Below are 26,119 nucleotides of genomic sequence, written 5' to 3' on the forward strand. Positions count from 1 at the left end.
CTTCAGAGGAGATCCATGATGACCCCGGAACCCCGTCCAGAGATTGACGACGACATCATTGAACTGGCGGGTCTGGTGTTCGACGCTGCGCGGGCCGGCGATACGGACGGGATCCGGAGTTTTCTGGACGCCGGCGTGCCGGTGAATCTCACCAACGGCTCCGGTGACACCCTGGTGATGCTGGCGTCCTACCATGGCCACGAGAACCTGACTGCCCTGCTGGTGGAACGGGGCGCCGATGTGAATACGCAGAATGACCGGGGCCAGACCCCGCTGGCGGGTGCTGTATTCAAGGGCTACACCGGGATCTTCCGCATCCTGCTGGAAGGCGGAGCGGACCCGGACGCCGGCTCACCCAGTGCACGTGATACGGCAGGCTTCTTCAAGCGGCAGGAAATGCTGGATCTGCTGCCATAACCCCGGCCGGGGCGGCGCCTAGGCGGAGAGCTGGACCTCGGAACGGATGCCGGCGGCGACAAATCCGGCGCCGGCAGCGGTCCTGGCAGCGCCAATGTTGTCCAGCGGTGCCCGGTACTGCGGAATCAGGCCTTCCGCCATGGCCTCTTCGACTGCGACTGAGGTGGCGTAGCGTCCCAGGCCCCGGCGCCTCGCGTCCGGCGCGGTGAGCGTACTGATGTCCGCGAGTATCCCGTCCCGGATGCTGTAACCGGCTCCGGCCAGCGGCACCGGTTCCTCAGCGCTGTCATCCACCACGATGAACAGCGTTTCCTTGCCGGACAAGCCGGCTGCAGCGACGTCGTCGGGCGGGCACCGGCGCTCCAGCTGCACCGCGAGCGCCTGGTCCTCGGCCACCGCGACTTCGTCGGCAGGCTCCACCGGCCCGGGGAAGGAATCGGCGAAACAAAGGCGCTCCGAGCCGACGGTACGCCCGCCGTACTCCATCGAGAGGCTGGCGAGCGCGGTGTGCCGGCTGAGCTCCTCGGTGCTCTTGCCGCGGGCGCGGTCCGCCGCCCACTCGGGCCCGCAGAACACCTCCCGGCCGAACAGCCGCACAAAGGACACCCGCCGCGACTGTTCCTGCACACTGTAAATGCGGCTGCCTCTCCCGGTTTCGGCAAGCGCATCATCGGCCAGGCCGAGGCGGCGGGACCAGGCGAGCTGGATGATCGCAATCGTTCCCGGATCCAAGTTCATACGTTCCAAACTACACCGGAGCGCTCCCCGGCCCGCGAAGTCAGCCGAAGAGGATGGAGGCTTCGTCGTAGCGGTGTTTGGGGACCGTTTTCAGGTTGTCCAGCGCCTTCTCAAAGCCCACGTGGACGATGTCGGTGCCGTTCAGGGCCACCATGGTGCCCCAGAGCTTGTCGATGACGGAGTCGATGGCGGCCATGCCCAGTCGGGTGGCCAGCACGCGGTCATACGCCGTCGGAACTCCGCCGCGCTGGATGTGTCCCAGCACCGTGGCGCGGGTCTCGATCCCGGTTCGGGCTTCGATTTCCGGGGCAAGCAGTTCGCCGATGCCGCCCAGCCGCGGCCGGCCGAAGGCATCCAGGCCGCGTTCGGAGTGCGGGGATTCCATGTCGGTGGTCACGAATCCTTCGGCGACGACAACGAGCGGTGCACGGCCGCGGTCACGGGCCTGAGTGACCCATTCGGCGATCTGGTCCAGGCTCTGCGGGTTCTCCGGGATCAGGATGGCGTGGGCGCCGGCTGCCATCCCCGAGTGCAGTGCTATCCAGCCCACGTGGCGGCCCATGACCTCGGCCACCATGCAGCGGTGGTGGGATTCACCGGTGGTCCGCAGCCGGTCGATCGCCTCGGTGGCGATCTGCACGGCGGTATCAAAACCGAAGGTGTAATCGGTGGCATCCAGATCGTTGTCCACAGTCTTGGGCACGCCGACAATGTTCAGGCCGGCATCGGTGAGCCGCTGCGCCGCTGCGAGGGTGCCTTCGCCGCCGATCGCGATGATCGCGTCGATTCCCAACCGGTCCATTGTCGCCTTGATCTTCTCCGGACCGCCGTTGGGGCCATCGAAGGGATTGGTCCGGGAGGTTCCCAGAATGGTTCCGCCCTGCTTGGAAATGCCGCGGACACTGGCGCGGGGCAGATCGATGATGTCGCCGTCGACCACGCCGCGCCAGCCGTCCAGGAACCCAACGAACTCCTGACCATGGATCTTGATCCCCTTCAGGACGGCTCCGCGGATGACTGCGTTGAGTCCGGGGCAGTCGCCCCCACTGGTTAGGATGCCGATCTTCATGATTAACCTCTGGTTCCGTTGCGGGGCTGGTGGATCCTCAGCCTCGATTCTAGCCACCCCCGCCCGCCGGCCACTGCAGGACGGTGCTCTGCGGAGCCGCGGAGCCGGGAATGGGCAGCTAGCGCCTGTTGATCAGGCGTTCCAGGGCAATGCTGCCGTCGGTCTTCGGCAGCAGCAGCCAGGCGGCGAGGTAGGTCCAGACACCCACAAACGGCAGGAGGAAGCTGAGCAGGACGGCTATCCGGACCACGGCGACATCCCAGCCGAAGTGCTGGGCGACGCCGGCGCAAACGCCGCCTGCCCAGCCGTTGGTCCTGCGGACGGGGGAGGAATGCAGAATGCTAAAGAATCGGTTCATGGTTTCAGCTTGCCTCTTCGAATCGAAGTTGGAGGGCGGTTCCGCCCGGGGTGAAAAAGTTACTGCGCTCCGCTGTTTCGTCCGCTGTTCCGTCCCCCGTAGGCGCTGACCGCGCCGCCGACGAGCAGGGCTGCGCCGGTGCCGAGCGTCAGCCCGAGCAGGACGACCAGCGGGTCGAACGCTATGTCGGTTAGCAGCCAGGCCAGGACCAGGACGCCGGTGACCGTGAGGAGCAGGCCCCACACTATGGTGCTGGTCCGCGGACGAATACGGATATCCGGTGGAGGTGGTGACGGTGGGGGATGCGCCGCTGGACGCTGCCACTGAAGCTTTGACCCAGGCCGCCCGGGCCGCGCTTGTTAACGCAGCACAGCACGCGGGCGGACCGGTCTCCGTCTATGTGGAGTGCACGGCGGACCGCGCCGAGGTTTTCATCCGCGACCGCGGGACAGGTTTTGATCCGGACGCAGTGCCCCCGGACCGGCTCGGCGTGCGTGAGTCCATTGTGGGACGCATGAGGCGCAACGGGGGCACCGCCCTCATCCGCAGCGGACCGGAGGGGACGGAAGTGCGGCTGGCGCTGCCGCTGTCCCGGCCCGGGGCGGAAGCGGGCACCAACACCAACCAGGCATCGGAGCATCCATGACAAGCACCACCACCATCACCGGCGAAGGCATCAATGTTGTAGTCGTTGATGACCACGCCATCTTCCGGTCCGGGCTGAAAGCGGACCTGGACGGCAGACTGCGGGTTGTCGCGGAAGCGGACACCGTGGAGTCGGCGATCGCCGCGATCCGCGCCCACCGCCCCGCCGTCGTCCTCTTGGATGTGCACCTGCCCGGCGGGGTCGGCGGCGGCGGCGCGGAAGTGATCGCCGGCTGCCGGGATCTGCTGGGCAGCACCCGTTTCCTGGCACTCAGTGTTTCGGACTCGGCGGAAGACGTGGTGACGGTCATCCGCGCCGGTGCCCGCGGCTACGTCACCAAAACCATTTCGGGAGCGGAGATCTCCGACGCCGTGGTCCGGGTTGCCGGGGGAGACGCTGTGTTCTCACCGCGGCTGGCGGGATTTGTCCTGGACGCGTTCGGCACCGGCACCGTGGCCGCAGTCGATGACGAGTTGGACCGGCTGTCGGCCCGGGAACTGGAAGTGATGCGGCTGATCGCCCGCGGCTACAGCTACAAGGAAGTGGCCCGGGAACTTTTCATCTCCGTAAAAACGGTTGAAACCCACGTGTCCGCGGTACTGCGCAAGCTCCAGCTATCCAGCAGGCATGAGATCAGCCGGTGGGCCGCCGACCGCCGGCTGCTCTAGGGCAGCAGGCGGCCGGGAGGAGGACCGGTGCAGCTACTGGGCCCGGCCCAGAAATTCCTGCAGCCGGGACATGCCTGCCGCCAGGTCCTCGTCGCCGAGGGCGTACGACAGGCGGAGGTAGCCCGACGGTCCGAATGCCTCACCGGGGACCACCGCCACCTCCACCGTCTCCAGGATCAGTGCGGCCAGCTCCGCTGAGGTCTGCGGCCGCACCGGCCCGTTGCTGCCCGGGAATTCCCGCCCGAGGAGTCCGCGGACGTCGGCGTAGGCATAGAAGGCGCCCTCCGGCATGGGGCAGACGACCCCGTCAATCGAGTTCAGCGCCGAGACCATGGCCTTGCGGCGGCGATCGAAGGCAGTCTTCATGTCCTCGACGGCGGTCAGCGGCCCCGACACGGCGGCCAGCGCTGCCATCTGGGAGACGTTGGCAACGTTGGAGGACAGGTGCGACTGGAGGTTGGTGGCCGCCTTGATGACGTCGGCGGCGGCGATCATCCAACCCACGCGCCAGCCGGTCATGGCGTAGGTCTTGGCCACGCCGTTGAGCACAACCACCCTGTCGCCCAGCTCGGGCGCGGCGGTCGCGATGGAGGTGAACTCCACGCCGTCGTACGTCAGGTGCTCGTAAATTTCGTCGGTGACCACCCACAGGCCCTGCTCGGCTGCCCACCGGCCGATCGCCGCGACCTGCTCGGCGGGGTAGACGGCGCCGGTGGGGTTGGAGGGGGAGCAGAAGAGCAGCAGCTTGGTCTTGTCGGTGCGGGCGGCCTCGAGCTGCTCCACGGTCACCATGTAGCCCTGCTCGGGGCCGGCGAAAACCTCGACGGGAACCCCGCCGGCGAGCCGGATGGCCTCGGGGTAGGTGGTCCAGTACGGGGCGGGCAGCAGGACCTCGTCGCCGGGATTCAAGAGGGTGGCGAAGGCCTCGTAGACGGCCTGCTTGCCGCCGTTGGTCACCAGGATCTGGGACGGATCCACTGAGTAGCCCGAGTCACGCAGGGTTTTCGCCGCGATGGCCTTCTTCAGCTCCGGCAGGCCGCCGGCGGGGGAGTAACGGTGGAAACGGGGGGTGCGGGCGGCCTCGACGGCGGCGTCGACAATGTACTCCGGGGTGGGGAAGTCCGGTTCGCCGGCCCCGAAGCCGATCACGGGGCGTCCGGCGGCCTTGAGGGCCTTCGCCTTGGCATCTACGGCAAGAGTGGCGGATTCTGCGATGGAGGCGATGCGCTCTGAAATACGGCCGGTGGAAGGCATGACGTTCCCGTCTGTGGTTGCGGTGGCGTGTTTCCTCCCAGTTTAGGTGCAGGGGCAGGTCCCGGCCGTTTCTTGCGGTCGGGGCGGCGCCGGAATCAGCGCGGAAAGAGCGCCGGAAGGTCGGCGCAGCGCGGCGCGATCCGGCGGGATCCGGCCGGGAAAATGACGCCGCAGCGCACCCCTGGCGGCCCGGTTCGACGGAACCGGAAACATTGAGTAGACTAGACCTTCGGTGTTGAAGTCTCGACACTGGTTTGTGCCCGTCGCCGGTTCGCTGACGAGGGGTATTACCGGTAGAGTTGATTTCCTCCATAGGGTAGTGGCGCAATTGGTAGCGCAGCGGTCTCCAAAACCGCAGGTTGCAGGTTCGAGTCCTGTCTGCCCTGCGCACGACTGTCATCACGACAGCTCAGCAGTCCTTCATGAAGCAGCAGTCCCAGCACGCGCTGCGACTGTGAACCGAACAGATGAGTGAGGCGAAAGGTGACCGAGACAGCTGCCAGCAGCTCCAAGGGACACCCCTCCAGCGGGCCCAAGAAGCGCGGCTTCTTCGCGGCCATAACGCTCTTTCTGCGTCAGGTTGTTGCTGAACTGAAAAAGGTGGTTACCCCCACCCGCAAGGAACTGCTGAGATACACCCTCGTGGTCCTGGCCTTTGTGGTCGTGATGATCGTTATCGTGACAGTTCTGGATTTTGTCTTTGGTGCAGGAGCACTGTGGATCTTCGGTGAAGGCAGCGGCGAGAGCTAGCGCCCTGCCTGTGTTCCGCCCCAAGGGCAGGAACCGCAGGCCTTTGAGCTAGTGACAAACCCCATAGAGCTCTGAAGAAGAAAGCAGGAATCTACGTGTCCGAGCAAGAACTCGAATCACAGATCAATGACGAAACCGCTGATCTGGATGCCGAGGATGAAACGACCGCAGCGGACGCCGCCGAGGCCACCGCTGAGGGCGATGTGACGGCAGAAGACGCCGATACCGCCGATGAGGCCGTGAACTCTGATTCCGCAGACTCCGAAGACTCAGTCTCCGACGACTCCGCATCTGAAGGCTCCGCAGAAGATGATTCTGCAGAAGAGCCCGAGGAAGATCCCGCAGAGGCCTTCAAGGCCAAGCTGCGCCGCCAGGAGGGTGACTGGTACGTCATCCACTCCTACGCAGGTTACGAAAACCGCGTCAAGGCAAACCTCGAGACCCGCATCCAGACCCTGGACATGGAAGAGAACATCTTCGAAATCCAGGTTCCGATGGAGGAAGTCGTCGAGATCAAGAACACGACCCGCAAGATCGTCAACCGGGTGCGCATCCCCGGTTACGTTCTGGTCCGCATGGAACTGACCGACGCGTCCTGGGGCGTTGTCCGGCACACTCCCGGCGTCACCGGCTTCGTGGGCAACGCCCACAACCCGGTGCCGCTGAGCCTCAAAGAGGTTTACTCCATGCTGGAGCACACAGTGGTTTCCCCGAAGACCGAAGCCGGCAAGCCCGCGCAGGAGTCTTCGAACTACGCAGTGGACTTCGAGGTCGGCGAGCCCGTAACGGTCAACGAAGGCCCGTTCGAGACGCTCCAGGCCACGATCTCCGAGATCAAGCCCGAGTCCCAGCAGCTGGTGGTCCTCGTGACCATCTTCGAGCGCGAGACTCCGGTGACCCTTGGCTTCGGCCAGGTCACGAAGCTGCAGTAGCACAAAGACTTCGTTGTCTGCAGGTCCGCTTTACCCTGCCGGCAGCGTCCGGCCGCCACGCCATGGCGGCCACCAACCCGGACGGACGCTCCTGTTCCCCGGGAACATAATTTAGAGAAGGACCCTTTCATGGCCCCCAAGAAAAAGGTCACCGGCCTCATCAAGCTGCAGATCAACGCAGGTGCCGCCAACCCGGCTCCTCCGATTGGTCCGGCACTTGGCCAGCACGGTGTCAACATCATGGAATTCTGCAAGGCGTACAACGCTGCAACGGAATCCCAGCGCGGCAACGTCATCCCCGTGGAAATCACGGTCTACGAAGACCGTTCCTTCACCTTCATCACGAAGACTCCTCCGGCTGCCCAGCTGATCAAGAAGGCCGCCGGCGTCGCCAAGGGTTCCGCAACCCCGCACACCACCAAGGTTGCCAACCTGACGCAGGCCCAGGTCGAAGAGATCGCCACCATGAAGATGGAAGACCTCAACGCCAACGACGTGAAGGCTGCCGCCAAGATCATCGCCGGCACCGCCCGCTCCATGGGTATCACCGTAGAAGGCTAATCAGCCCGCACTTCCGGAAAGCGGGTCCGCCCGCCGACCAAACATTTACACTCATAAAAAGCTGATCGTGCCATCGGGCACGACGGCGTGTGGCAGGGCCGAGCGCGGTCCGACAGACCACGACTGCACAAGGAGAAAAAGCAGATGGCAAAGCGCAGCAAAGCATATGAAGCAGCTGTAGCCAAGATCGATGCGGACAAGCTGTACGCACCGGTTGAGGCTGTAGAGCTGGCGAAGGCAACCAACCCGTCCAAGTTCGATGCGACTGTAGAGGTTGCCTTCCGTCTGGGCGTTGACCCCCGCAAGGCCGATCAGATGGTCCGCGGCACGGTCAACCTGCCCCACGGTACGGGTAAGACCGCCCGCGTCCTGGTTTTCGCAACGGGCGAAAAGGCAGAGCAGGCTATTGCAGCCGGCGCTGACTTCGTTGGTTCCGATGACATGATCGAAAAGGTTGCAGCAGGCTGGGTCGACTTCGACGCCGCCGTTGCTACCCCGGACATGATGGGCAAGGTCGGCCGCCTGGGCCGTGTCCTGGGCCCGCGTAACCTGATGCCGAACCCGAAGACCGGCACGGTTACGCCGAACGTCGCCAAGGCTGTCACCGACATCAAGGGCGGAAAGATCGACTTCCGCGTCGACAAGCACTCCAACCTGCACTTCATCATCGGCAAGGTGTCCTTCGATCAGCAGAAGCTGGCCGAGAACTACGCTGCAGCCCTTGAAGAAGTTCTGCGCCTGAAGCCGTCCGCTTCCAAGGGACGCTACATCCAGAAGGCAACCGTCTCCACCACGTTCGGCCCGGGCATCTCCGTGGACCCGGCCGTGACCAAGGTACTTGCCGACGCGTAATTGGTTTTAGGCCTAACCGGCCCCAAGGGACGCTGGCCGTCCCGAATCCGCTGAAGGCGGCCGCAGCTTTTCGCTGCGGCCGCCTTTTGCGTATCTGCAGGCACTTCCGGCAGGATGTGAGCCATGACTAAAACGGTCCCCGTGATATCCCCGCTCGTCATTCCCTCTAGCCTGGACCCGGGGGATCCTGCCGCCGCGGACTTTATAGCCGCGGGCCAATTGCTGAACGACCACATGCTGGAGCTGTGGGGCAACACCGACTTCCATGACTCGCCTGCAACGCAGCTGGCCGGGTGCCGCCCCTCGCCGGTGCGGCGGCGGGTGCTGCTGGCCGCCCGCTCCGGCAAGGAGATTCTGGGGCTGGCGACGCTGAGCCTGCCGCTGGCCGACAACACGCACTCCGCCTCGGTGAAAGTGGTGGTGGCACCGCAGGCACGCCGGGCGGGGCTCGGTTCGCGCCTGTACGCAGCAGTCGAGCAGGCGGCGGCAGCCGGAGGCCGAAGGACGATCCTGAGCGAGACGGACCATCCGGAGCGGCCCGCTGCGGGCAGCGGCGGCACGCTTGCACCGAAAAGCGGAGCGGGCAGCATCCCCGCCGACGCTGCCGCTGTCTTCGCCACGAAAAGCGGCTTTAGCCTGGAACAGGTGGAGCGGATCAGCAGGCTGGATCTGGCGGCAGCCGCCGTCGGGCAGGAAGCGCTTGACGCCGCGGCAGCCGCGTCCGGTGCCGACTATGGTCTCGAATTCTGGCGCGGTGCGTGCCCGGAGCGCCTCGTGGACGCGTATGCGCGGCTGAAACAGGCGATGAGCGTGGCTCCGCCAATGGCCGGCTTGGATGTCGAAGAGGAACAGTGGGACGCCGCCCGCGTCCGGGAGGCCGAGCGGAAGGCGCTGGACATGGACGCCGAGGTGCTGGTCAGTGCGGTGCGGCACCTTCCCACCGGAGCGCTGGCCGGGCACACGGTGCTGATGGTGTTCAACAGCAATCCGGCGGTCGCCTTCCAGGACGACACACTGGTTCTCCGGGAGCACCGGGGCCACCGGCTCGGCATGCTGCTCAAGGCCGCGAACCTGGTCCGGCTGCGGGAAGAGCTGCCGGAAACCGCCCGGATCTGGACGTGGAATGCGGCCGAGAACGAGCACATGCTGGCCATCAATGACGAGCTTGGCTTTCAGCCGGCGGGTTATTCGGGGGAGTGGCAGAAGGTGATCGGCGGCGCTTCCTGACGCCGCGCCGCCCGGCCGGACCGGCCCTGCGCAGGGGATTTGGCCGGGCGGTGATTCTCCCGTACTCTGGATATACCAAAGACCGTCGGTCGATGTGCTTTCAATCCCATCCTTAGCTCCCGGAACTCCAGGCGCGCGGATGGACCTCGGTTGATCGGACATCCGAAAGTCCCTTCAGAGGGCGGCCTGCGCAGGTGAACGAACTCAGCAAACGGTACGCTTATGCGTTACCACTGCTCAGCCCCGTGCATCTGCCCGGGGCGTTTTTTATGTTCGGGACCCGATCCACCGGCACTATTCCCCGGAAGGAGGGTTAGATGGCAACGCCAACAAAGGTAACGGCTGTTGAAGAAATCGTCACCGATTTCAAGGATTCAACTGCTGCCGTCCTAACCGAATACCGCGGGCTCACCGTTGCACAGCTCAAGGAGCTGCGTCGTTCGCTCGGCCAGGACACCAAGTACTCGGTCGTCAAGAACACCCTGACTGGCATTGCAGCCAAGGAAGCCGGCATCGACGCGTTCGACGGCCAGCTTGCCGGACCTACTGCAATCGCCTTCATCAAGGGTGACGCAGTTGCAGCTGCAAAGAGCCTGACGGATTTTGCCAAGACCAACCCGCAGCTCATCATCAAGACCGGCGTTTTCGAGGGCAACAACCTCGACGCAGCCGGTGTTGCCGCTTTGGCTGCTCTTGAATCCCGTGAGTTCCAGCTCGCACGCGTCGCCGGTGTCCTCAAGGCACCGATGTCCATGCTGGTCCGCTCGGTAGATGCACTGCGCCTGAAGCTCGACGAGGGCACCGAATCTGCTCCCGCTGCGGAAGAGGCTCCGGCCGCCGCAGAAGAAGCTCCGGCCGCAGAAGCAGCCACCGAAGAGTAATCGCTCTTCCAATCCACACTCCGGTGCCGACGCACCACATTGGTGCCCGCGCACCACTTATAGGAAGGACGCCACACCATGGCGAAGCTGACCAACGAAGAGCTCATTGCAGCCTTCAAGGAACTGTCCATCATCGAGCTTTCTGATTTCGTGAAGCTCTTCGAAGAGACCTTCGACGTTACCGCTGCTGCTGTTGCAGTTGCCGGTCCCGCCGGTGGCGCTGCCGAGGCCGAGGAAGAGAAGACTGAATTCGACGTCATCCTCGAAGCCGCCGGCGACAAGAAGATCGCAGTGATCAAGGAAGTTCGTGCCCTGACTTCCCTGGGCCTGAAGGAAGCCAAGGACGTTGTCGACAGCGCCCCGAAGGCTGTCCTGGAAGGCGCTACGAAGGAAGCCGCAGAGAAGGCAAAGGACGCCCTCGAGGCTGCCGGCGCCACGGTTACCGTCAAGTAGTAGTTTTTTCCTTCCGCAGCTTTCCGCTGCGGAGAACAGAAAGACCCCGTTCCTTGGAACGGGGTCTTTCTGCGTTTCGGCCCGGAGCCGGGTGGATCAGGACAGTTCGCGGTAAAGCAGCAGCGCTTCGCCCTGGCCGCCGCCGCCGCACAGGGCAACCGCCGCCCGGCCGGAGCCGCGGCGCATCAGTTCATGGGCGGCCGTCAGCGCCAGCCGGGCACCGGAAGCACCGATGGGGTGGCCCAGCGCGATCGCGCCGCCGTGAAGATTGCACTGGTCCAGGTCCATGCCGAGCTCATTCAGGGACTGGACGGCCACCGCGCCAAAGGCCTCGTTGATTTCGATGAAGTCCAGGTCCGCGGCGTTCCATCCCGCCCGGTCCAGGGCGGCGAAGACGGCGTTGGCCGGCTGGGAATGCAGGGTGTTGTCCGGGCCGGCCACCTGGCCCGGAGCGCCGACGACGGCGAGCACGTCGAGCCCGTTTTCCTCCGCATAGGTGCGGGTCGTGAGAATCAGGGCCGCGGCGCCGTCGGACAGCGGGGACGAATTTCCGGCGGTGATGGTGCCCTCGGGGTCAAAGGCCGGTCGGAGGCCGGCGAGCGTGTCCGAGGTGGTGCCGGGCCGGACCCCCTCGTCGGCGGTAAGCACCAGGGGCTCGCCCTTGCGCTGGGGAACGGTGACCGGCACGATCTCGGTGTCGAACACACCGGAGGCCATGGCTGCGGCGGCCCGGCGGTGGGAAGCGGCGGCGACTTCGTCCTGTTCCAGCCGCTTGATCGCCAGCTTGGTGTTGCCGCGCTCGGTGGAAACCCCCATGGACTCGTTGTCGAAGGCATCGGTCAGGCCGTCGTGGGCCACCGAGTCGAGCGCCGAAATGTTTCCGTAGTTCCAGCCCTGGCGGGACCCGGGCAGCAGGTGCGGGCCGCGGGTCATTGATTCCTGGCCCCCGGCAACCACCACGGTGGCCTCGCCGCCCCGGATCAGCCGCGCGGCGTCGATCACCGCAGCCAGACCCGAAAGGCACACCTTGTTGATGGTGACGGTTGGGACGTTCCAGCCGATGCCGGCCCTGATGGAGGCCTGCCGGGCCGGGTTCTGGCCGCAGCCGGCCTGGACGACGTGCCCCATGATGACCGCGTGCACGTCGGCGGCCGGAACACGGGCCTTTTCCAAGGCTCCGGCAATGGCGAAGGCGCCGAGTTCAACAGCGGTGAAGGAGGCGAGCTGGCCGTTCAGGCGGCCCTGCGGGGTGCGGGCACCGCCAACGATGACCACATCGGTTCCGGCTGCTGCTTCTTGGCCTGCGGGTGCCTGGTCTGGGCGGTTGCTCATGGCGGGAATCCACTTTCGTCGTTGAATGTTGGGTGCGGCCGGCGGTGCACCAGGCACCTGCCCGGCGTCCGCTGGGACGGCGGGCACGGATCGAGCGCTGGAACTAGGGTACGCCAACCGGCGGGGCGGAGGAGAGTGTCATCACACCGCGGGGAGGCCTTGCGCACCACCTGGACGTGCGATCCGCGCATCGTGCGGTAAGATATCTGTATCCGATGCGTCAGCGGTGCGCCGGTGTTGCCTGTAGCTCCCCGTTCCACGGTGATCTGGTTGATCGAATTCTCTCGAATCCAGACACGGTCCGGCGGGTCGAGCGAAGCAGGGGTTGCGGTACCGGGTAGACTTGTCTGCCCGCAATGCCCTATAGTTAATATTTGCTTCCCTCTCTTAACCTTCAGCCTTCATATAGCGGTGGGCTTTGTCCTGTGCCAGGCCGCGTCTTCGCGCGCCCGGCAGGATGCAAGGACGCACGCGGACCAGGTCCGCTCTGTGCAGAGAAGGAGGCGCGAAACACGCCTGAAGGTCTGTGGAAGGATCCCTCTTGGTCGCCTCGAGCACCTCTAATAATGCAACCGCTAACATCCCGGAGAACATCGCTCCCCGGATTTCATTCGCAAAGATTCACGAACCGCTTGACGTTCCCAATCTTCTTGCCCTGCAGACCGACAGCTTTGACTGGCTTGTCGGCAACGAGCGCTGGAAGGCGCGCGTAGAAAAGGCCAAGCAGACCGGGGAACAGGGCATTGCCACCACCTCCGGCCTGGCCGACATCTTCGAGGAAATCTCCCCGATCGAAGACTTCCAGGGCACCATGTCCCTGAGTTTCACCGAGCCGGAATTTGCCGACCCGAAGTACACCATGGCTGAGTGCAAGGACCGGGACGCAACCTACTCGGCCCCGTTGTACGTTAAGGCCGAGTTCATGAACAACAACACGGGCGAAATCAAGCAGCAGACCGTGTTCATGGGCGACTTCCCCCTGATGACAGACAAGGGAACGTTCGTCATCAACGGCACCGAGCGTGTCGTTGTTTCCCAGCTGGTCCGTTCGCCGGGTGCCTACTTCGAGCGCACCGCGGACAAGACCAGTGACAAGGACATCTACACCGCGAAGATCATTCCTTCCCGCGGTGCATGGTTTGAACTGGAAATCGACAAGCGCGATCAGGTCGGCGTTCGCCTTGACCGCAAGCGCAAGCAGTCAGTTACCGTCCTGCTCAAGGCCCTGGGCTGGACCGAAGGCCAGATCCTGGAGACCTTCGGCGAGTACGACTCGATCCGCGCCACCCTGGAGAAGGACCCCACGGAAACCCGTGAGGATGCCCTCCTGGACATCTACCGCAAGCTCCGTCCGGGCGAGCCGCCCACGGTTGAGGCTGCCCAGACCCTGCTGGACAACCTGTACTTCAACCCGAAGCGCTACGACCTGGCCAAGGTTGGCCGTTACAAGATCAACCGCAAGCTGGGCATCGACAAGCCGCTGACGGATTCCGATGCTTCGGTCCTGAACAACGAAGACATCGTTGCGATGATCAAGTTCCTCGTAGCCCTGCACGCCGGCGAGAAGACCGTACCGGGCAAGCGCAACGGCGACGACGTGGACATCCGCGTCGAGGTTGACGACATCGACCACTTCGGCAACCGCCGTATCCGCGCCGTCGGCGAGCTCATCGAAAACCAGATCCGTACGGGCCTGTCCCGCATGGAGCGCGTTGTGCGTGAGCGCATGACCACTCAGGACGTCGAGGCCATCACGCCGCAGACCCTGATCAACATCCGGCCCGTCGTGGCAGCGATCAAGGAGTTCTTCGGAACCTCCCAGCTCTCGCAGTTCATGGACCAGAACAACCCGCTCGCCGGACTGACGCACAAGCGCCGCCTGTCCGCGCTGGGCCCGGGTGGTCTGTCCCGTGACCGTGCAGGCATGGAAGTCCGAGACGTTCACCCCTCGCACTACGGCCGCATGTGCCCCATCGAAACCCCTGAAGGCCCGAACATCGGCCTGATCGGTTCGCTGGCGTCCTACGCCCGGATCAACGCGTTCGGTTTCATCGAAACCCCGTACCGCAAGGTCATCGACGGCGTCGTCACGGACCAGGTTGATTACCTGACCGCCGACGACGAAGTTGAGCGCACCATTGCCCAGGCAAACGCTCCGCTGCGCGAAGACCAGCACTTCGCCGAGGACCTCGTCCTCGTCCGTGCCCGCGGCGGTTCCGGCGAGCCGGTTCTCGTTGAGCCCAACGGTGTGGAATACATGGACGTCTCGCCGCGCCAGATGGTGTCGGTGGCCACCGCCCTGATTCCGTTCCTGGAGCACGATGACGCCAACCGCGCCCTCATGGGTGCGAACATGCAGCGCCAGGCAGTGCCGCTGCTCCGTTCCGAGCGCCCCGTTGTGGGTACCGGCATGGAGAAGTACGCCGCCGTTGACGCCGGTGACTCCGTTACCGCCGTCAAGCCGGGTGTCGTCACCGAGGTCTCCGCTGATCTCGTCACCGTGATGAACGACGACGGCACTGATTCCAGCTACCCGATCATGAAGTTCGCGCGCTCCAACCAGGGCAACGCGTACAACCAGCGGGTACTGGTCTCCGAAGGCGCACGCGTCGAGGTCAACAGCATCATCGCCGACGGTCCCTCCACGGACCAGGGCGAGCTGGCTCTGGGTAAGAACCTGCTCGTGGCATTCATGTCATGGGAAGGCCACAACTACGAAGATGCCATCATCCTCTCGCAGCGCATGGTGTCGGACGATGTCCTGACCTCCATCCACATCGAGGAGCACGAAGTCGATGCCCGCGACACCAAGCTTGGTGCCGAGGAAATCACCCGTGACATCCCCAACGTGTCGGAGGAAGTGCTCTCCCAGCTGGACGAGCGCGGCATCATCCACATTGGTGCCGAGGTTGAAGCCGGCGACATCCTGGTTGGCCGCGTCACCCCCAAGGGCGAAACGGAACTGACCCCGGAAGAGCGCCTGCTGCGCGCCATCTTCGGTGAGAAGAGCCGCGAAGTCCGCGACACCTCGCTGAAGGTTCCCCACGGCGAGTCCGGAACGGTCATCGGTGTCCGCATCTTCGACCGTGACAACGACGACGAGCTGCCCCCGGGCGTCAACCAGCTGGTGCGCGTCTACGTGGCGCACAAGCGCAAGATCACGGACGGCGACAAGCTGGCCGGCCGCCACGGCAACAAGGGCGTCATCTCCAAGATCCTGCCGATCGAGGATATGCCGTTCCTGGAAGACGGAACCCCCGTCGACATCATCCTGAACCCGCTGGGTGTTCCGGGTCGAATGAACGTCGGCCAGGTCCTGGAAATCCACCTCGCGTGGGCTGCCAAGCAGGGCTGGAAGATCGAGGGAGAGCCGGATTGGGTCAAGAACCTGCCGTCCCTGCCGCGTGAATCCGGTCCCACCACGGTTGCCACCCCGGTGTTCGACGGCGCCAGTGAAGACGAAATCACCGGCCTGCTCGACTCCACCAACGTGACCCGTGACGGCAACCGCCTGATCGGTGCCTCGGGTAAGGCGAAGATGTTCGACGGCCGCTCCGGCCAGCCGTTCCCGGAGCCCATCTCGGTGGGTTACATGTACATCCTGAAGCTGCACCACCTTGTCGACGACAAGATCCACGCACGCTCCACCGGCCCGTACTCCATGATCACGCAGCAGCCGCTGGGTGGTAAGGCACAGTTCGGTGGCCAGCGCTTCGGTGAAATGGAAGTCTGGGCCCTGGAAGCGTACGGCGCTGCCTACACGCTGCAGGAACTGCTGACGATCAAGTCGGATGACATCCATGGCCGCGTGAAGGTCTACGAGGCCATCGTCAAGGGCGAGAACATCCCGGAGCCCGGCGTTCCGGAGTCCTTCAAGGTGCTCATCAAGGAAATGCAGTCGCTCTGCCTGAATGTGGAAGTCCTCTCCACCGAGGGCAACACGATTGAAATGCGTGACTCGGATGAAGAAGTCTTCCGGGCCGCGGAAGAACTGGGTATTGATCTGTCCCGCGCAGAGCCCAGCTCCGTAGAAGAGGTTTAGCCGAGCCGGCCGGTCCGCTTTTCGCGGGCCGGCCTCCGGCAGCCCCTTCCCGTACCCGAGACATTCAGATTTAGAGAACAAGAGAGAACAGGGACCCATGTCCAACGATTCCACGTTCGGCCTTATGCGAATCGGCCTTGCCACTGCGGATGAAATCCGCGGTTGGTCTTACGGCGAGGTCAAGAAGCCGGAAACCATCAACTACCGAACCCTGAAGCCGGAAAAGGACGGTCTTTTCTGCGAAAAGATCTTCGGTCCTTCCCGCGACTGGGAATGCTACTGCGGTAAGTACAAGCGCGTGCGCTTCAAGGGCATCATCTGTGAGCGCTGCGGCGTCGAGGTCACCCGTGCCAAGGTGCGCCGCGAACGCATGGGCCACATCGAGCTCGCCGCTCCCGTGACCCACATCTGGTACTTCAAGGGTGTTCCGTCCCGTCTGGGCTACCTCCTGGACCTGGCACCGAAGGACCTCGAAAAGGTCATCTACTTCGCTGCCTACATGATCACCTCGGTCGACGAAGAGAACCGCCACGCCGAACTGCCGAACCTGCAGGCCGAGCACGACCTGGAGCGCAAGCACCTCGTCGACCAGCGCGACTCCGACATTGCCGCCATCGCCAAGGATCTTGAAGGCGAAATTACCCGCCTCGAGGGCGAAGGCGCCAAGGCCGCCGACAAGAAGAAGGCCCGCGACTCCGCCGACCGCCAGATGGCCAAGGTCCGCCGCGACGCCGACAACAACATCGAGCGCCTCGAGCAGGTCTGGGAACGCTTCAAGAACCTCAAGGTCGGCGACCTCGAGGGCGACGAAGGCCTCTACCGCGAACTGCGCGACCGCTACGGTCTGTACTTCGAGGGCTCCATGGGTGCCGAAGCCATCAAGCAGCGCCTTGAGGACTTTGACATGCAGGCCGAGTCCGAGCTGCTGCGCGACATCATCCAGAACGGCAAGGGCCAGCGCAAGACGCGCGCCCTGAAGCGCCTGAAGGTTGTCAACGCGTTCCTGACCACGACCAACAGCCCGCTGGGCATGGTCCTGGACGCCGTCCCGGTGATCCCGCCGGAACTGCGCCCGATGGTTCAGCTCGACGGCGGACGTTTCGCAACGTCCGACCTCAACGACCTGTACCGCCGCGTCATCAACCGCAACAACCGCCTGAAGCGCCTGCTGGACCTCGGTGCCCCCGAGATCATCGTGAACAACGAAAAGCGCATGCTCCAGGAAGCTGTTGACTCCCTGTTCGACAACGGCCGCCGCGGCCGTCCGGTCACCGGACCGGGCAACCGTCCGCTGAAGTCGCTGTCCGACATGCTCAAGGGCAAGCAGGGCCGCTTCCGCCAGAACCTCCTGGGTAAGCGCGTTGACTACTCCGGCCGTTCCGTCATCGTTGTCGGCCCGCAGCTGAAGCTGCACCAGTGCGGTCTGCCCAAGCAGATGGCCCTGGAGCTCTTCAAGCCGTTCGTGATGAAGCGCCTGGTTGACCTCAACCACGCGCAGAACATCAAGAGCGCCAAGCGCATGGTCGAGCGTTTCCGCCCGCAGGTCTGGGACGTGCTGGAAGAGATCATCACCGAACACCCGGTGCTGCTCAACCGTGCACCCACCCTGCACCGCCTGGGTATCCAGGCATTCGAGCCGCAGCTGGTTGAAGGCAAGGCCCTTCAGCTGCACCCGCTCGTCTGCGGCGCGTTCAACGCCGACTTCGACGGTGACCAGATGGCAGTGCACCTGCCGCTGAGCCCGGAGGCCCAGGCCGAGGCACGCATCCTGATGCTGTCCTCGAACAACATCCTGAAGCCCTCGGACGGCCGTCCGGTGACCCTGCCCTCGCAGGATATGATCATCGGCCTGCACCACCTCACCACCAAGAAGGAAGGCGTTGCAGGCGAAGGACGGTTCTTCACCTCACCGTCCGAAGCCCTGATGGCGTACGACCTTGGCGAGCTGGACCTGAACGCTCAGATCAGCATGCGCCTGGACGGCTTCGTGCCCTCCGCCGACCGTCCGGCTCCGGAAGGCTGGGTCGAAGGCACTCCCGCCCTCATCCAGACCTCCCTGGGCCAGGTCATCTTCAACCAGACCCTGCCGGCGGACTACCCGTGGGTTGAGAAGGTTGCAGACAAGGGCCAGCTGTCCACGATCGTGAACGACCTGGCCGAGCGCTACCCGAAGGTCATGACGGCGGCAACGCTGGATAACCTGAAGGACGCCGGTTTCTACTGGGCCACCCGCTCGGGCGTTACCGTTGCCATCTCCGACATCTCCGCGCCGATCGACAAGCCGGCCATCATGGAGGTTTACGAAGCACAGGCCGCCAAGGTTGAAGTGCAGTACGGCAAGGGCCTGATCGCTGAAGACGAGCGCCGCCAGGAGCTCATCGACATTTGGAACAAGGCAACCAACGAGGTTGCCGCGGCCATGCGTGCTAACATGCCCAAGGAAAACAACATCAACCGCATGGTGTCTTCGGGTGCCCGCGGTAACTGGCTGCAGGTCCGGCAGATTGCCGGTATCCGTGGCCTGGTGGCCAACCCGAAGGGCGAGATCATTCCCCGCCCGATCAAGTCCTCGTACCGCGAGGGCCTGTCGGTGCTGGAGTACTTCATCGCCACCCACGGTGCCCGTAAGGGTCTCGCCGATACCGCTCTGCGTACCGCCAACTCGGGTTACCTGACCCGTCGTCTGGTGGACGTTTCCCAGGACGTCATCGTCCGCGAGGAAGACTGCGGCACCGAGCGCGGCCTGAACGTGACCATCGCGGTTCCGGACTCCAACGGCGAACTGCAGCTGCACGAAGAGGTCGAGAACTCGGCGTACGCCCGTACGCTGGCCACCGACGTCACCGATGGCCAGGGCAACGTCCTGGCCAAGGGCGGCGACGATGTGGGCGACGTCCTCATCGCCAAGCTGTTCGAAGCCGGCGTCACGGACATCAAGGTCCGCTCCGTACTCACCTGTGAGTCCGCCGTCGGTACCTGTGCGCTTTGCTACGGCCGCTCCCTGGCCACGGGTAAGACCGTGGACATCGGCGAGGCCGTGGGCATCATTGCCGCTCAGTCCATTGGTGAGCCGGGTACCCAGCTGACCATGCGTACCTTCCACACCGGTGGTGTTGCTTCCGCGGAAGATATCACCCAGGGTCTGCCCCGTATCCAGGAGCTCTTCGAAGCACGTACCCCCAAGGGTGTTGCTCCGATCTCCGAGACCGCGGGCCGGGTCACCATCGAAGAGTCCGACCGCCAGATGCGTCTGGTTGTCACTCCCGATGACGGCTCCGAGGAAATCGCGTACCCGGTCCTGCGCCGTGCCCGCCTCCTGGTTGCCGACGGCGACCACGTCGAGGTTGGCCAGCAGCTGGTCTTCGGTGCGGTGGATCCCAAGCAGATCCTCCGTATCCTCGGCCCGCGCAAGGCACAGGAATTCCTGGTGGACGAAGTCCAGCGCGTGTACCGCAGCCAGGGCGTAGGCATCCACGACAAGCACGTGGAAGTCATCGTCCGCCAGATGCTGCGCCGCGTGACCGTGATCGAGTCCGGCGACTCCGACCTGCTCCCCGGTGAGCTGGCCGAGCGCCGCCGCTTCGAGAACGAGAACCGCCGCGTGGTTTCCGAGGGCAAGAAGCCGGCCTCCGGCCGTCCCGAGCTCATGGGTATCACCAAGGCATCGCTGGCGACCGAGTCCTGGCTGTCCGCTGCTTCCTTCCAGGAAACCACCCGCGTCCTGACGCAGGCGGCCATGGAAGGCAAGAGCGATCCGCTGCTCGGCCTCAAGGAAAACGTCATCATCGGTAAGCTGATCCCGGCCGGAACGGGCCTGCCCCGTTACACCGAGGTCACTGTCGAGCCGACCGAAGAAGCAAAGGCCAATCTGTTCACCGGCCCGAGCGCCTTCAGCGACTTCGACTACGCCGGAGTGGACGGCGGCCTGAGCCCCGAGTTCCACGCCATCCCGCTGGATGACTACGACATGGGCAGCGACTTCCGCTAACCAGTAACGCTTCGTCCCGGTTTCGCCCGAAACCGGCCTGAAGCAAGGGAAGGTCCCGCACCGTTTGGTGCGGGACCTTCCGCGTTAAGCGAAGTGCCGCTCACGCTGTGCCAGACTTTCAGAATGGCCAATTCCCCCTCCGGCGACTCCATGACTAGCCGGATCGTGCGCATCATCAGCGCGTTTGACGGGACGCACCCCGCAATGTCCGTCGCCGCGCTGTCCCGGCGCGCCGGCCTGCCGCTTTCTACGACGCACCGGCTGGCGACCGACCTGGTGGCCCACGGCCTGCTGCAGCGCGAGCCCGGGGGAGGCATCCGGCCGGGCATACGGCTCTGGGAACTGGCCAGCCGCAGTGCCAGCGCCCTGGACCTCAGGGCGGTCGCCATGCCGTTCATGGAGGACATCCAGGCCGTGGTGCGCCAGCACACCCAACTGTCGGTGCTGCAGGACGACGAGGTGCTCTTTATCGAACGGCTGTCCAGCCGCGGGTCGGTCCTGAACCGGGCCCGGGTCGCCAACCGGCTGCCGCTGCACATCTCCTCGTCCGGGATGGTGATGATGGCGCACTCGCCACGGCATGTCCAGGAGGCCTACCTCGGGCGGAGCGCCGCCGGAGCCGGGCAGGACGCCGCACCCTCCGGCGACGGGCTGAGGCAGCAGTGGGCCGCGATGCGCCAGTACGGATACGCCAGCCTGCCCGGGATCGTCGTGCCCGAAACCACCGGCATCGCCGTTCCCGTTTTCGACGCCGCCGGCAACGCCGTCGCCGCCATCGGCGTGGTGGTGCCCACCGGCGCCGAAAATCCCGCCGCCACGGTGCCCGCGCTGATGACGGCGGCTCGGGGGATCACCCGCGGGCTCGGGGTGGGCTCCGCCCATGCCGGGCCGCACCACAACGCAACCTTTCCCATTCAATGAGAACCGCTTAGCAGTGCCCCTGTGCCGCCGCTCACACTGGAAGACAGTTCCAATCGGTCGTCATCCAAGGAGTACTGCATGGGCGCAGCGCGCACTGTCCTGAAAACCACTGTCGGCATTGTGGGCGGCGGCCCCGCAGGGCTCATGCTGTCCCACCTCCTGGCCTCCGCCGGGATCGACAACATCGTGGTTGAGAAGCGGGACCACGAGGCCATCCGGACCACGCACCGTGCGGGGATCCTGGAACACGGATCCGTGCGCATGCTGACGGAGGGCGGCGTGAGCAACCGTGTCCTCACCCACGGCCACCGGCACGACGGCATCGACCTGCGCTTCGGCGGCGTCAGCCACCGTTTGGATTTCCAGGACCTGGTGGGAGAGTCAGTATGGCTCTATCCGCAAAACGAGGTATTCGTGGACCTGGCCGCCGCTCGGGACCGCGACGGCGGCGACGTGCGGTACGCAGTCTCCGGCACCGAGGTCCTTGACCTGCTGACCGGCACCCCCAAAATCCGCTTCACCGAAGCCGACGGCGCCGAGTTCGAGATCCACTGCGAGATCCTGGTGGGGGCTGACGGCTCCCAGGGCGTCTGCCGGCGGTCCATTCCCGCTGAACACCGCCGGGACAACTTCATCGAGTACCCCTTCGCCTGGTTCGGGATCCTCACCGAAGCGCCCCCGAGCGCACCGGAACTGATCTATGCCAACTCGGACCGGGGTTTTGCCCTGATCAGCCAGCGCAGCGACACCGTCCAGCGCATGTACTTCCAGGCGGATCCGACCGAAGACCCCGATGCCTGGACCGAAGATCAGATTTGGAACGAACTGCAGCAGCGCGTGGACGGTCCTGACGGCTTCGAACTCAAGCGCGGCCCCATCTTCGAAAAGACGCTCCTGAAATTCCGCAGCTACGTCTGCGAACCGCTGCGCTACGGCAACCTGTTCCTGGCCGGCGACGCCGGACACACAGTGCCGCCGACCGGCGCCAAGGGGCTGAATCTCGCCCTGGCCGACGTCCGGGTCCTCTTCGAAGCCATTGAATCCTTCTGCGCCGGCAACGGAAGCGGCCTGCTGGACGGCTACAGCGACCGCGCGTTGGAGCGGGTCTGGCGCGCCCAGAACTTTTCCTACTGGATGACGTCAATGCTGCACACCCGCACGGATGCCAGCGATTTCGAGCGCAAGCGGGCGCTGGGCGAGCTTGCCGGCGTCGTCGCCTCCCGCCACGGCAGTGCCTACCTCGCCGAGGCCTACACGGGGTGGCCGGGCAATCCGTAACAATTGTTCGCATCCTGAACATCTGTACACAAAGTGAACAATCCCGTAGGGTAGTGACGACCTCGGAGTGCCCGGCGGTCCGGGCAGGAAAAGGTTCCGTTGAAAGGAAAAACCATGGAGATCGAAGAAGATCAGTTTCAGGACAGCCATGTCATCACAGGGCCGGATTCCGCTCAGGCGTCGCAGGATGAAATCACTGCGGAGATCCGGGAGATCCACGGCGCCTACGGCAAGGGCGTAGCCGACGGCCGGCCGGAGGAAACCCAGCCCCGGCGGGATTTCACGCCGTACCGCAGCTCCATCCTGCGCCATCCCACCAAGGACCTGCACCACGCTGACCCCGAAACCATCGAGCTGTGGTCACCGGCGTTCGGCCATCAGGACGTCCACGCGCTGGAGAGCGACCTGACCATCCAGCACAACGGCGACCCCCTGGGCGAGCGCATCATCGTTCGCGGCCGTGTCCTTGACGGCAGCGGCCGGCCGGTGCGCAACCAGCTCGTGGAAGTCTGGCAGGCGAACTCCGCCGGCCGCTACATCCATAAGCGCGACCAGCACCCGGCCCCGATCGATCCCAACTTCACCGGCGTCGGCCGCTGCCTGACCGACGACGACGGCGGCTACCAGTTCACGACGATCAAGCCCGGCCCGTACCCGTGGAAGAACCACTACAACGCCTGGCGTCCGGCGCACATCCACTTCTCGCTGTTCGGCACCGACTTCACCCAGCGGTTGGTGACCCAGATGTACTTCCCCGGTGATCCGCTCTTCACGCTGGATCCGATCTATCAGTCGATCACCGATTCCAAGGCCCGTGACGCACTCGTCGCCACCTACGACCACAACGTGACGGCGCACGAATGGGCCACCGGCTACAACTGGGACATCGTGCTCAGCGGCAGCAACCGCACCTGGATGGAAGAAGAGGACGCAGAGTAATGAGCGAGCAGAAGCTTCAGCCCACCCCGGCGCAGACCGTCGGCCCCTTTTACGGTTACGCGTTGCCCTTCGAGAGGGACAGCCAGCTGCTCGCTCCGGGCCTTCCCGGTTCGATCCGGCTGCACGGCACCGTCCGCGACGGAGCCGGCGAAACCGTTCCCGACGCGCTGCTCGAAATCTGGCAGGCAGATGCCGCCGGCAACATCTCGCAGGAACCCGGCTCGCTCGTGCGCGACGGCTACACCTTCACCGGCTGGGGCCGGGCTGCCGTTGACGGGGCGGGCCACTACACGTTCACCACCGTCAACCCCGGGGCGACGGAGGACGGGGCGGCGCCGTTCATCTCGCTGCTCATTTTCGGCCGCGGGCTGATGAACAAGCTCCACACCCGGATCTACCTGCCGGAGAACGAAGAGGCGCTGGCCCGCGACCGGCTGCTGTCCTCGCTGCCGCCCGAGCGGCGCTCCACCCTGATCGCCGCCCGCGAAGCCGACGGCGGGCTGCGGTTCGACATCACGCTGCAGGGCGACGGCGAAACCGTCTTCCTCGCCTACCCCGAGGCATAGCGCATGAACGGCACGCACGGCGACGATAGAGGCCACGGCGACAGCGCAGACTACGGACTGCTGTCGCCGGCGTGGGCCGGCACCCGGGGCGCCGCGCTGACCGGCGACCGCCAGCTGCTGCAGGCGATGCTCGACGTCGAACTGGCCTGGCTGCACGTCCTGGCCGACGCGGGGATCGTGCCGGCGTCGGTGCCCGGCGCCGTCGCTCCGGCCTGCCGTGCGGACCTGTACGACCCGGCAGCCCTTGCCGCACGGTCCGCCGGGGGCGGCAATCCGGTGATTCCGCTCTTGGCCGACCTGCGCGCCCGGGTCCGGAAGGAAGACCCCGCAGCGGCTGCCGCCGTGCACCTGGCCGCCACCAGCCAGGACATCCTGGACACCGCCCTGATGGTTATGGCGGCACGCTCGCTGCAGGTCATCCGCGAGGACGCCGGCCGGACCATGTCGGCGCTGGCGGCCCTCGCCGTGGAACACCGCGGCACGCTCTGCGTGGCCCGGACCCTGACCCAGCATTCGCTGCCGTCAACCTTTGGCCTGCGCGCTGCGCAGTGGCTGCACGGTTTCGGCTCCGCCGCAGCCGCGCTGGACACCGCGGCGGCCGGACTGCCGCTGCAGTGGGGCGGTGCTTCCGGAACCCTGGCGGCCCTGCGCACGGCGGTGGACGGCAGCTCTTCGGCGGCGGCGCCGCTGGAGCTCAGCGACGCCCTGGCCGCGCGTCTGGGCCTGGCCGCTCCCGTGGCACCCTGGCAGGGCAACCGGCTGCCGGTCACCGGACTCGGCGCAGCACTGCAGGACCTGCTCTCCGCAGCCGGAAAGATCGCCAACGACGTGCTGCTGATGAGCCGGCCCGAAATCGGCGAGGTCTCCGAACCCCGTGCGGCCGGCCGGGGCGGTTCCTCGGCCATGCCGCAGAAACAGAACCCGGTGTTGTCGGTGCTCGTCCGCAGCGCAGCCCTCGCCGGACCCGGATACGGAGTCCAGCTGCAGGCCGCCGCCGGCACCGCCGACGACGAACGCCCCAGCGGCTCCTGGCACGTTGAATGGCAGGCGCTGCGCTCCCTGCTGCGCCTGGCCGCCGGGGCCGCGGAGAAACTGGCCGAACTGGCCGAGGGTTTGGACGTCCATCCCGAAGCGCTGCAGCGGAACCTCTCCGCCGCCGGACCGCTGGTGGTCAGCGAACGCCTGATGGCCACGATCGCACCGCTGCTTGAGGAGACCGGCCGCCCCGGCAGCGGCAAGGCCCGCCTGCAGGAGCTGGTCTCGGCCTCACTGGCCGGCGGTGAATCCCTGGCCGGGCTGCTGCGCGGCGCTGTTCCGGTGCAGGTGCTCTCCGACGCGGAGCTCTCGGCGCAGCTGGAACCGGCCAACTACCTCGGCGAATCCGATGCCCTGATCGACCGCATTGTCAGTGCCTACCCGGGAAGGAGCTCGTTGTGAGCATCCCCGTCATCAAAGCCAGCCGGCTCAGCTACGCCGGACCCGCAGCGCCCGTCCTGGTGGCCGGGCCGTCCCTGGGCACCTCCGGAACGGCCCTGTGGTCAGCAACGGCAGCGGCCCTCCCGGAATTCACCGTCATCGCCTGGGACCTGCCCGGGCACGGGACCAGTCCGGCAGCCACGGACGGATTCACCGTGGCGGAACTGGCCGACGCCGTCGCCGCCCTGGTGCAGGAAGCGCGCAACGCCGGTGACATCGGCCCGGGGCAGGGCGTTTGCTACGCCGGGGTGTCCCTGGGCGGGGTTGTCGGACTGCAGCTGGGCCTGGACCACGGCAAGGACTTCGAGGGGCTGGCCATCCTGTGCTCCGGGGCAAAGATCGGCGAACCCGAGGGCTGGCTGGACCGGGCTGCGACGGTGCGGAACCAGGGCACCCCCGCCGTGCTGACCGGCTCGGCCCAGCGCTGGTTCGCCCCCGGCTTCATCGAGCGCGAAAAGGAGGCAGCGACCGCGCTGCTGCACTCGCTGCAGGACGCAGACCGCTTCTCCTACGCGTACTGCTGCGAAGCCCTGGCCGGCTTCGACGTCCGTGAGCAGCTCGGCGACATCACCCTGCCGGTGCTTGCCGCGGCCGGCGCCGCCGACGAGGTGACGCCGCCGTCGTTTGCCGAGTTCATCGCCAACGGCACCCCCAACGGAACCAGCGCCGTCGTCGACGGCGCCGCACATCTGCTGCCGGCCGAGAAGCCGGCGGAAACCGCTGAACTCCTGCGCCGCTTCTTCGGCGCCGCGCACCAGGAAGGACTGTAGG

General features: G+C 65.4%; 24 protein-coding genes and 1 tRNA gene. 19 read left to right on the plus strand and 6 right to left on the minus strand.

The features are described 5' to 3' along the window. Positions 1-18: 18 nt before the first annotated feature. Positions 19-417, plus strand: coding sequence for an ankyrin repeat domain-containing protein (locus QNN99_RS02635; RefSeq protein WP_229964855.1), 399 nt, complete (start codon positions 19-21; stop codon positions 415-417). Between the two features lie 18 nt (positions 418-435). Here QNN99_RS02635 and QNN99_RS02640 read toward each other — a convergent pair whose 3' ends face one another. The 4 genes from QNN99_RS02640 to QNN99_RS02655 all read right to left on the minus strand — a co-directional run bounded on the left by QNN99_RS02640 (position 436) and on the right by QNN99_RS02655 (position 2,827). Beyond that, a complete protein-coding gene (locus QNN99_RS02640; protein WP_229964856.1) occupies positions 436-1,155 on the minus strand; it encodes a GNAT family N-acetyltransferase in 720 nt (239 codons plus the stop codon). A gap of 40 nt (positions 1,156-1,195) precedes the next feature. Then, a complete protein-coding gene (locus tag QNN99_RS02645) occupies positions 1,196-2,224 on the minus strand; it encodes a 6-phosphofructokinase (protein WP_229964857.1) in 1,029 nt (342 codons plus the stop codon). Positions 2,225-2,342: 118 nt separating this feature from the next. Continuing rightward, entirely contained in the window at positions 2,343-2,582 is a 240-nt protein-coding gene (locus QNN99_RS02650; RefSeq protein WP_229964858.1) for a PspC domain-containing protein, read from the minus strand. 59 nt (positions 2,583-2,641) lie between these two features. Continuing rightward, positions 2,642-2,827, minus strand: a complete 186-nt coding sequence (locus tag QNN99_RS02655) for a hypothetical protein (protein ID WP_229964859.1) — start codon at positions 2,825-2,827, stop codon at positions 2,642-2,644. Positions 2,828-2,862: 35 nt separating this feature from the next. Here QNN99_RS02655 and QNN99_RS02660 point away from each other — a divergent pair, with 35 nt between their 5' ends. Continuing rightward, positions 2,863-3,228 (plus strand): ATP-binding protein, encoded by a 366-nt coding sequence (locus QNN99_RS02660; protein ID WP_331461754.1) that lies wholly within the window; start codon positions 2,863-2,865, stop codon positions 3,226-3,228. Next, positions 3,225-3,896 (plus strand): LuxR C-terminal-related transcriptional regulator, encoded by a 672-nt coding sequence (locus QNN99_RS02665; RefSeq protein ID WP_229964860.1) that lies wholly within the window; start codon positions 3,225-3,227, stop codon positions 3,894-3,896. Before QNN99_RS02660 ends, QNN99_RS02665 begins: the two co-directional genes overlap by 4 nt. 33 nt (positions 3,897-3,929) lie before the next feature. Here the strand turns inward: QNN99_RS02665 and QNN99_RS02670 are convergent, their stop codons facing one another. Continuing rightward, positions 3,930-5,150, minus strand: a complete 1,221-nt coding sequence (locus QNN99_RS02670; RefSeq protein WP_229964861.1) for a pyridoxal phosphate-dependent aminotransferase — start codon at positions 5,148-5,150, stop codon at positions 3,930-3,932. A gap of 313 nt (positions 5,151-5,463) precedes the next feature. Between QNN99_RS02670 and QNN99_RS02675 the strand changes: the two genes are divergently transcribed. The 8 genes from QNN99_RS02675 to rplL all read left to right on the plus strand — a co-directional run bounded on the left by QNN99_RS02675 (position 5,464) and on the right by rplL (position 10,806). After that, positions 5,464-5,536, plus strand: a tRNA-Trp gene (locus QNN99_RS02675). Between the two features lie 97 nt (positions 5,537-5,633). Next, positions 5,634-5,900, plus strand: coding sequence for a preprotein translocase subunit SecE (gene secE, locus QNN99_RS02680; RefSeq protein WP_229964862.1), 267 nt, complete (start codon positions 5,634-5,636; stop codon positions 5,898-5,900). Positions 5,901-5,995: 95 nt separating this feature from the next. Further along, a complete protein-coding gene (nusG, locus tag QNN99_RS02685) occupies positions 5,996-6,832 on the plus strand; it encodes a transcription termination/antitermination protein NusG (RefSeq protein WP_229964863.1) in 837 nt (278 codons plus the stop codon). 129 nt (positions 6,833-6,961) lie between these two features. Next, positions 6,962-7,393 carry a 50S ribosomal protein L11 gene (gene rplK / locus QNN99_RS02690; RefSeq protein ID WP_229964864.1) on the plus strand — a complete coding sequence of 144 codons (432 nt, stop codon included), beginning with the start codon at positions 6,962-6,964 and terminating at the stop codon, positions 7,391-7,393. Positions 7,394-7,537: 144 nt separating this feature from the next. Then, positions 7,538-8,245: a 50S ribosomal protein L1 gene (gene rplA, locus QNN99_RS02695; protein ID WP_229964865.1), complete on the plus strand. Its 708-nt coding sequence runs from the start codon at positions 7,538-7,540 to the stop codon at positions 8,243-8,245. Between the two features lie 123 nt (positions 8,246-8,368). After that, positions 8,369-9,472, plus strand: a complete 1,104-nt coding sequence (locus tag QNN99_RS02700; protein ID WP_229964866.1) for a GNAT family N-acetyltransferase — start codon at positions 8,369-8,371, stop codon at positions 9,470-9,472. Between the two features lie 317 nt (positions 9,473-9,789). Then, positions 9,790-10,353 carry a 50S ribosomal protein L10 gene (rplJ, locus tag QNN99_RS02705; RefSeq protein WP_229964867.1) on the plus strand — a complete coding sequence of 188 codons (564 nt, stop codon included), beginning with the start codon at positions 9,790-9,792 and terminating at the stop codon, positions 10,351-10,353. Positions 10,354-10,431: 78 nt separating this feature from the next. Beyond that, on the plus strand, positions 10,432-10,806 hold the full coding sequence (rplL, locus tag QNN99_RS02710; protein WP_229964868.1) for a 50S ribosomal protein L7/L12: 375 nt from the start codon (positions 10,432-10,434) through the stop codon (positions 10,804-10,806). Between the two features lie 96 nt (positions 10,807-10,902). Here rplL and QNN99_RS02715 read toward each other — a convergent pair whose 3' ends face one another. Further along, positions 10,903-12,138, minus strand: a complete 1,236-nt coding sequence (locus QNN99_RS02715; RefSeq protein WP_229964869.1) for an acetyl-CoA C-acetyltransferase — start codon at positions 12,136-12,138, stop codon at positions 10,903-10,905. A 541-nt stretch (positions 12,139-12,679) separates the two neighbouring features. Here QNN99_RS02715 and rpoB point away from each other — a divergent pair. The 8 genes from rpoB to QNN99_RS02755 all read left to right on the plus strand — a co-directional run bounded on the left by rpoB (position 12,680) and on the right by QNN99_RS02755 (position 26,118). Continuing rightward, on the plus strand, positions 12,680-16,180 hold the full coding sequence (gene rpoB / locus QNN99_RS02720) for a DNA-directed RNA polymerase subunit beta (protein ID WP_229964870.1): 3,501 nt from the start codon (positions 12,680-12,682) through the stop codon (positions 16,178-16,180). Positions 16,181-16,277: 97 nt separating this feature from the next. After that, positions 16,278-20,168: a DNA-directed RNA polymerase subunit beta' gene (locus QNN99_RS02725; RefSeq protein ID WP_229964871.1), complete on the plus strand. Its 3,891-nt coding sequence runs from the start codon at positions 16,278-16,280 to the stop codon at positions 20,166-20,168. Between the two features lie 123 nt (positions 20,169-20,291). Next, on the plus strand, positions 20,292-21,089 hold the full coding sequence (locus QNN99_RS02730; RefSeq protein WP_229964872.1) for an IclR family transcriptional regulator: 798 nt from the start codon (positions 20,292-20,294) through the stop codon (positions 21,087-21,089). A gap of 78 nt (positions 21,090-21,167) precedes the next feature. Next, entirely contained in the window at positions 21,168-22,367 is a 1,200-nt protein-coding gene (locus QNN99_RS02735) for a 4-hydroxybenzoate 3-monooxygenase (RefSeq protein ID WP_229964873.1), read from the plus strand. A 114-nt stretch (positions 22,368-22,481) separates the two neighbouring features. Further along, complete coding sequence (pcaH, locus tag QNN99_RS02740; RefSeq protein WP_229964874.1) at positions 22,482-23,306, plus strand: protocatechuate 3,4-dioxygenase subunit beta; 825 nt, start codon at positions 22,482-22,484, stop codon at positions 23,304-23,306. Then, positions 23,306-23,872, plus strand: coding sequence for a protocatechuate 3,4-dioxygenase subunit alpha (gene pcaG / locus QNN99_RS02745; protein ID WP_229964875.1), 567 nt, complete (start codon positions 23,306-23,308; stop codon positions 23,870-23,872). The genes pcaH and pcaG overlap by 1 nt, the downstream gene beginning before the upstream one ends. A 3-nt stretch (positions 23,873-23,875) precedes the next feature. Further along, positions 23,876-25,309 carry a lyase family protein gene (locus QNN99_RS02750; protein WP_229964876.1) on the plus strand — a complete coding sequence of 478 codons (1,434 nt, stop codon included), beginning with the start codon at positions 23,876-23,878 and terminating at the stop codon, positions 25,307-25,309. Continuing rightward, positions 25,306-26,118 (plus strand): alpha/beta fold hydrolase, encoded by an 813-nt coding sequence (locus QNN99_RS02755; protein WP_229964877.1) that lies wholly within the window; start codon positions 25,306-25,308, stop codon positions 26,116-26,118. The genes QNN99_RS02750 and QNN99_RS02755 overlap by 4 nt, the downstream gene beginning before the upstream one ends. Position 26,119: the final 1 nt, after the last annotated feature.

Origin of the sequence: Arthrobacter sp. zg.Y820, from assembly GCF_030125555.1 — a bacterium.
In the GTDB taxonomy this organism is placed as follows: Bacteria; Actinomycetota; Actinomycetes; order Actinomycetales; family Micrococcaceae; genus Arthrobacter_B.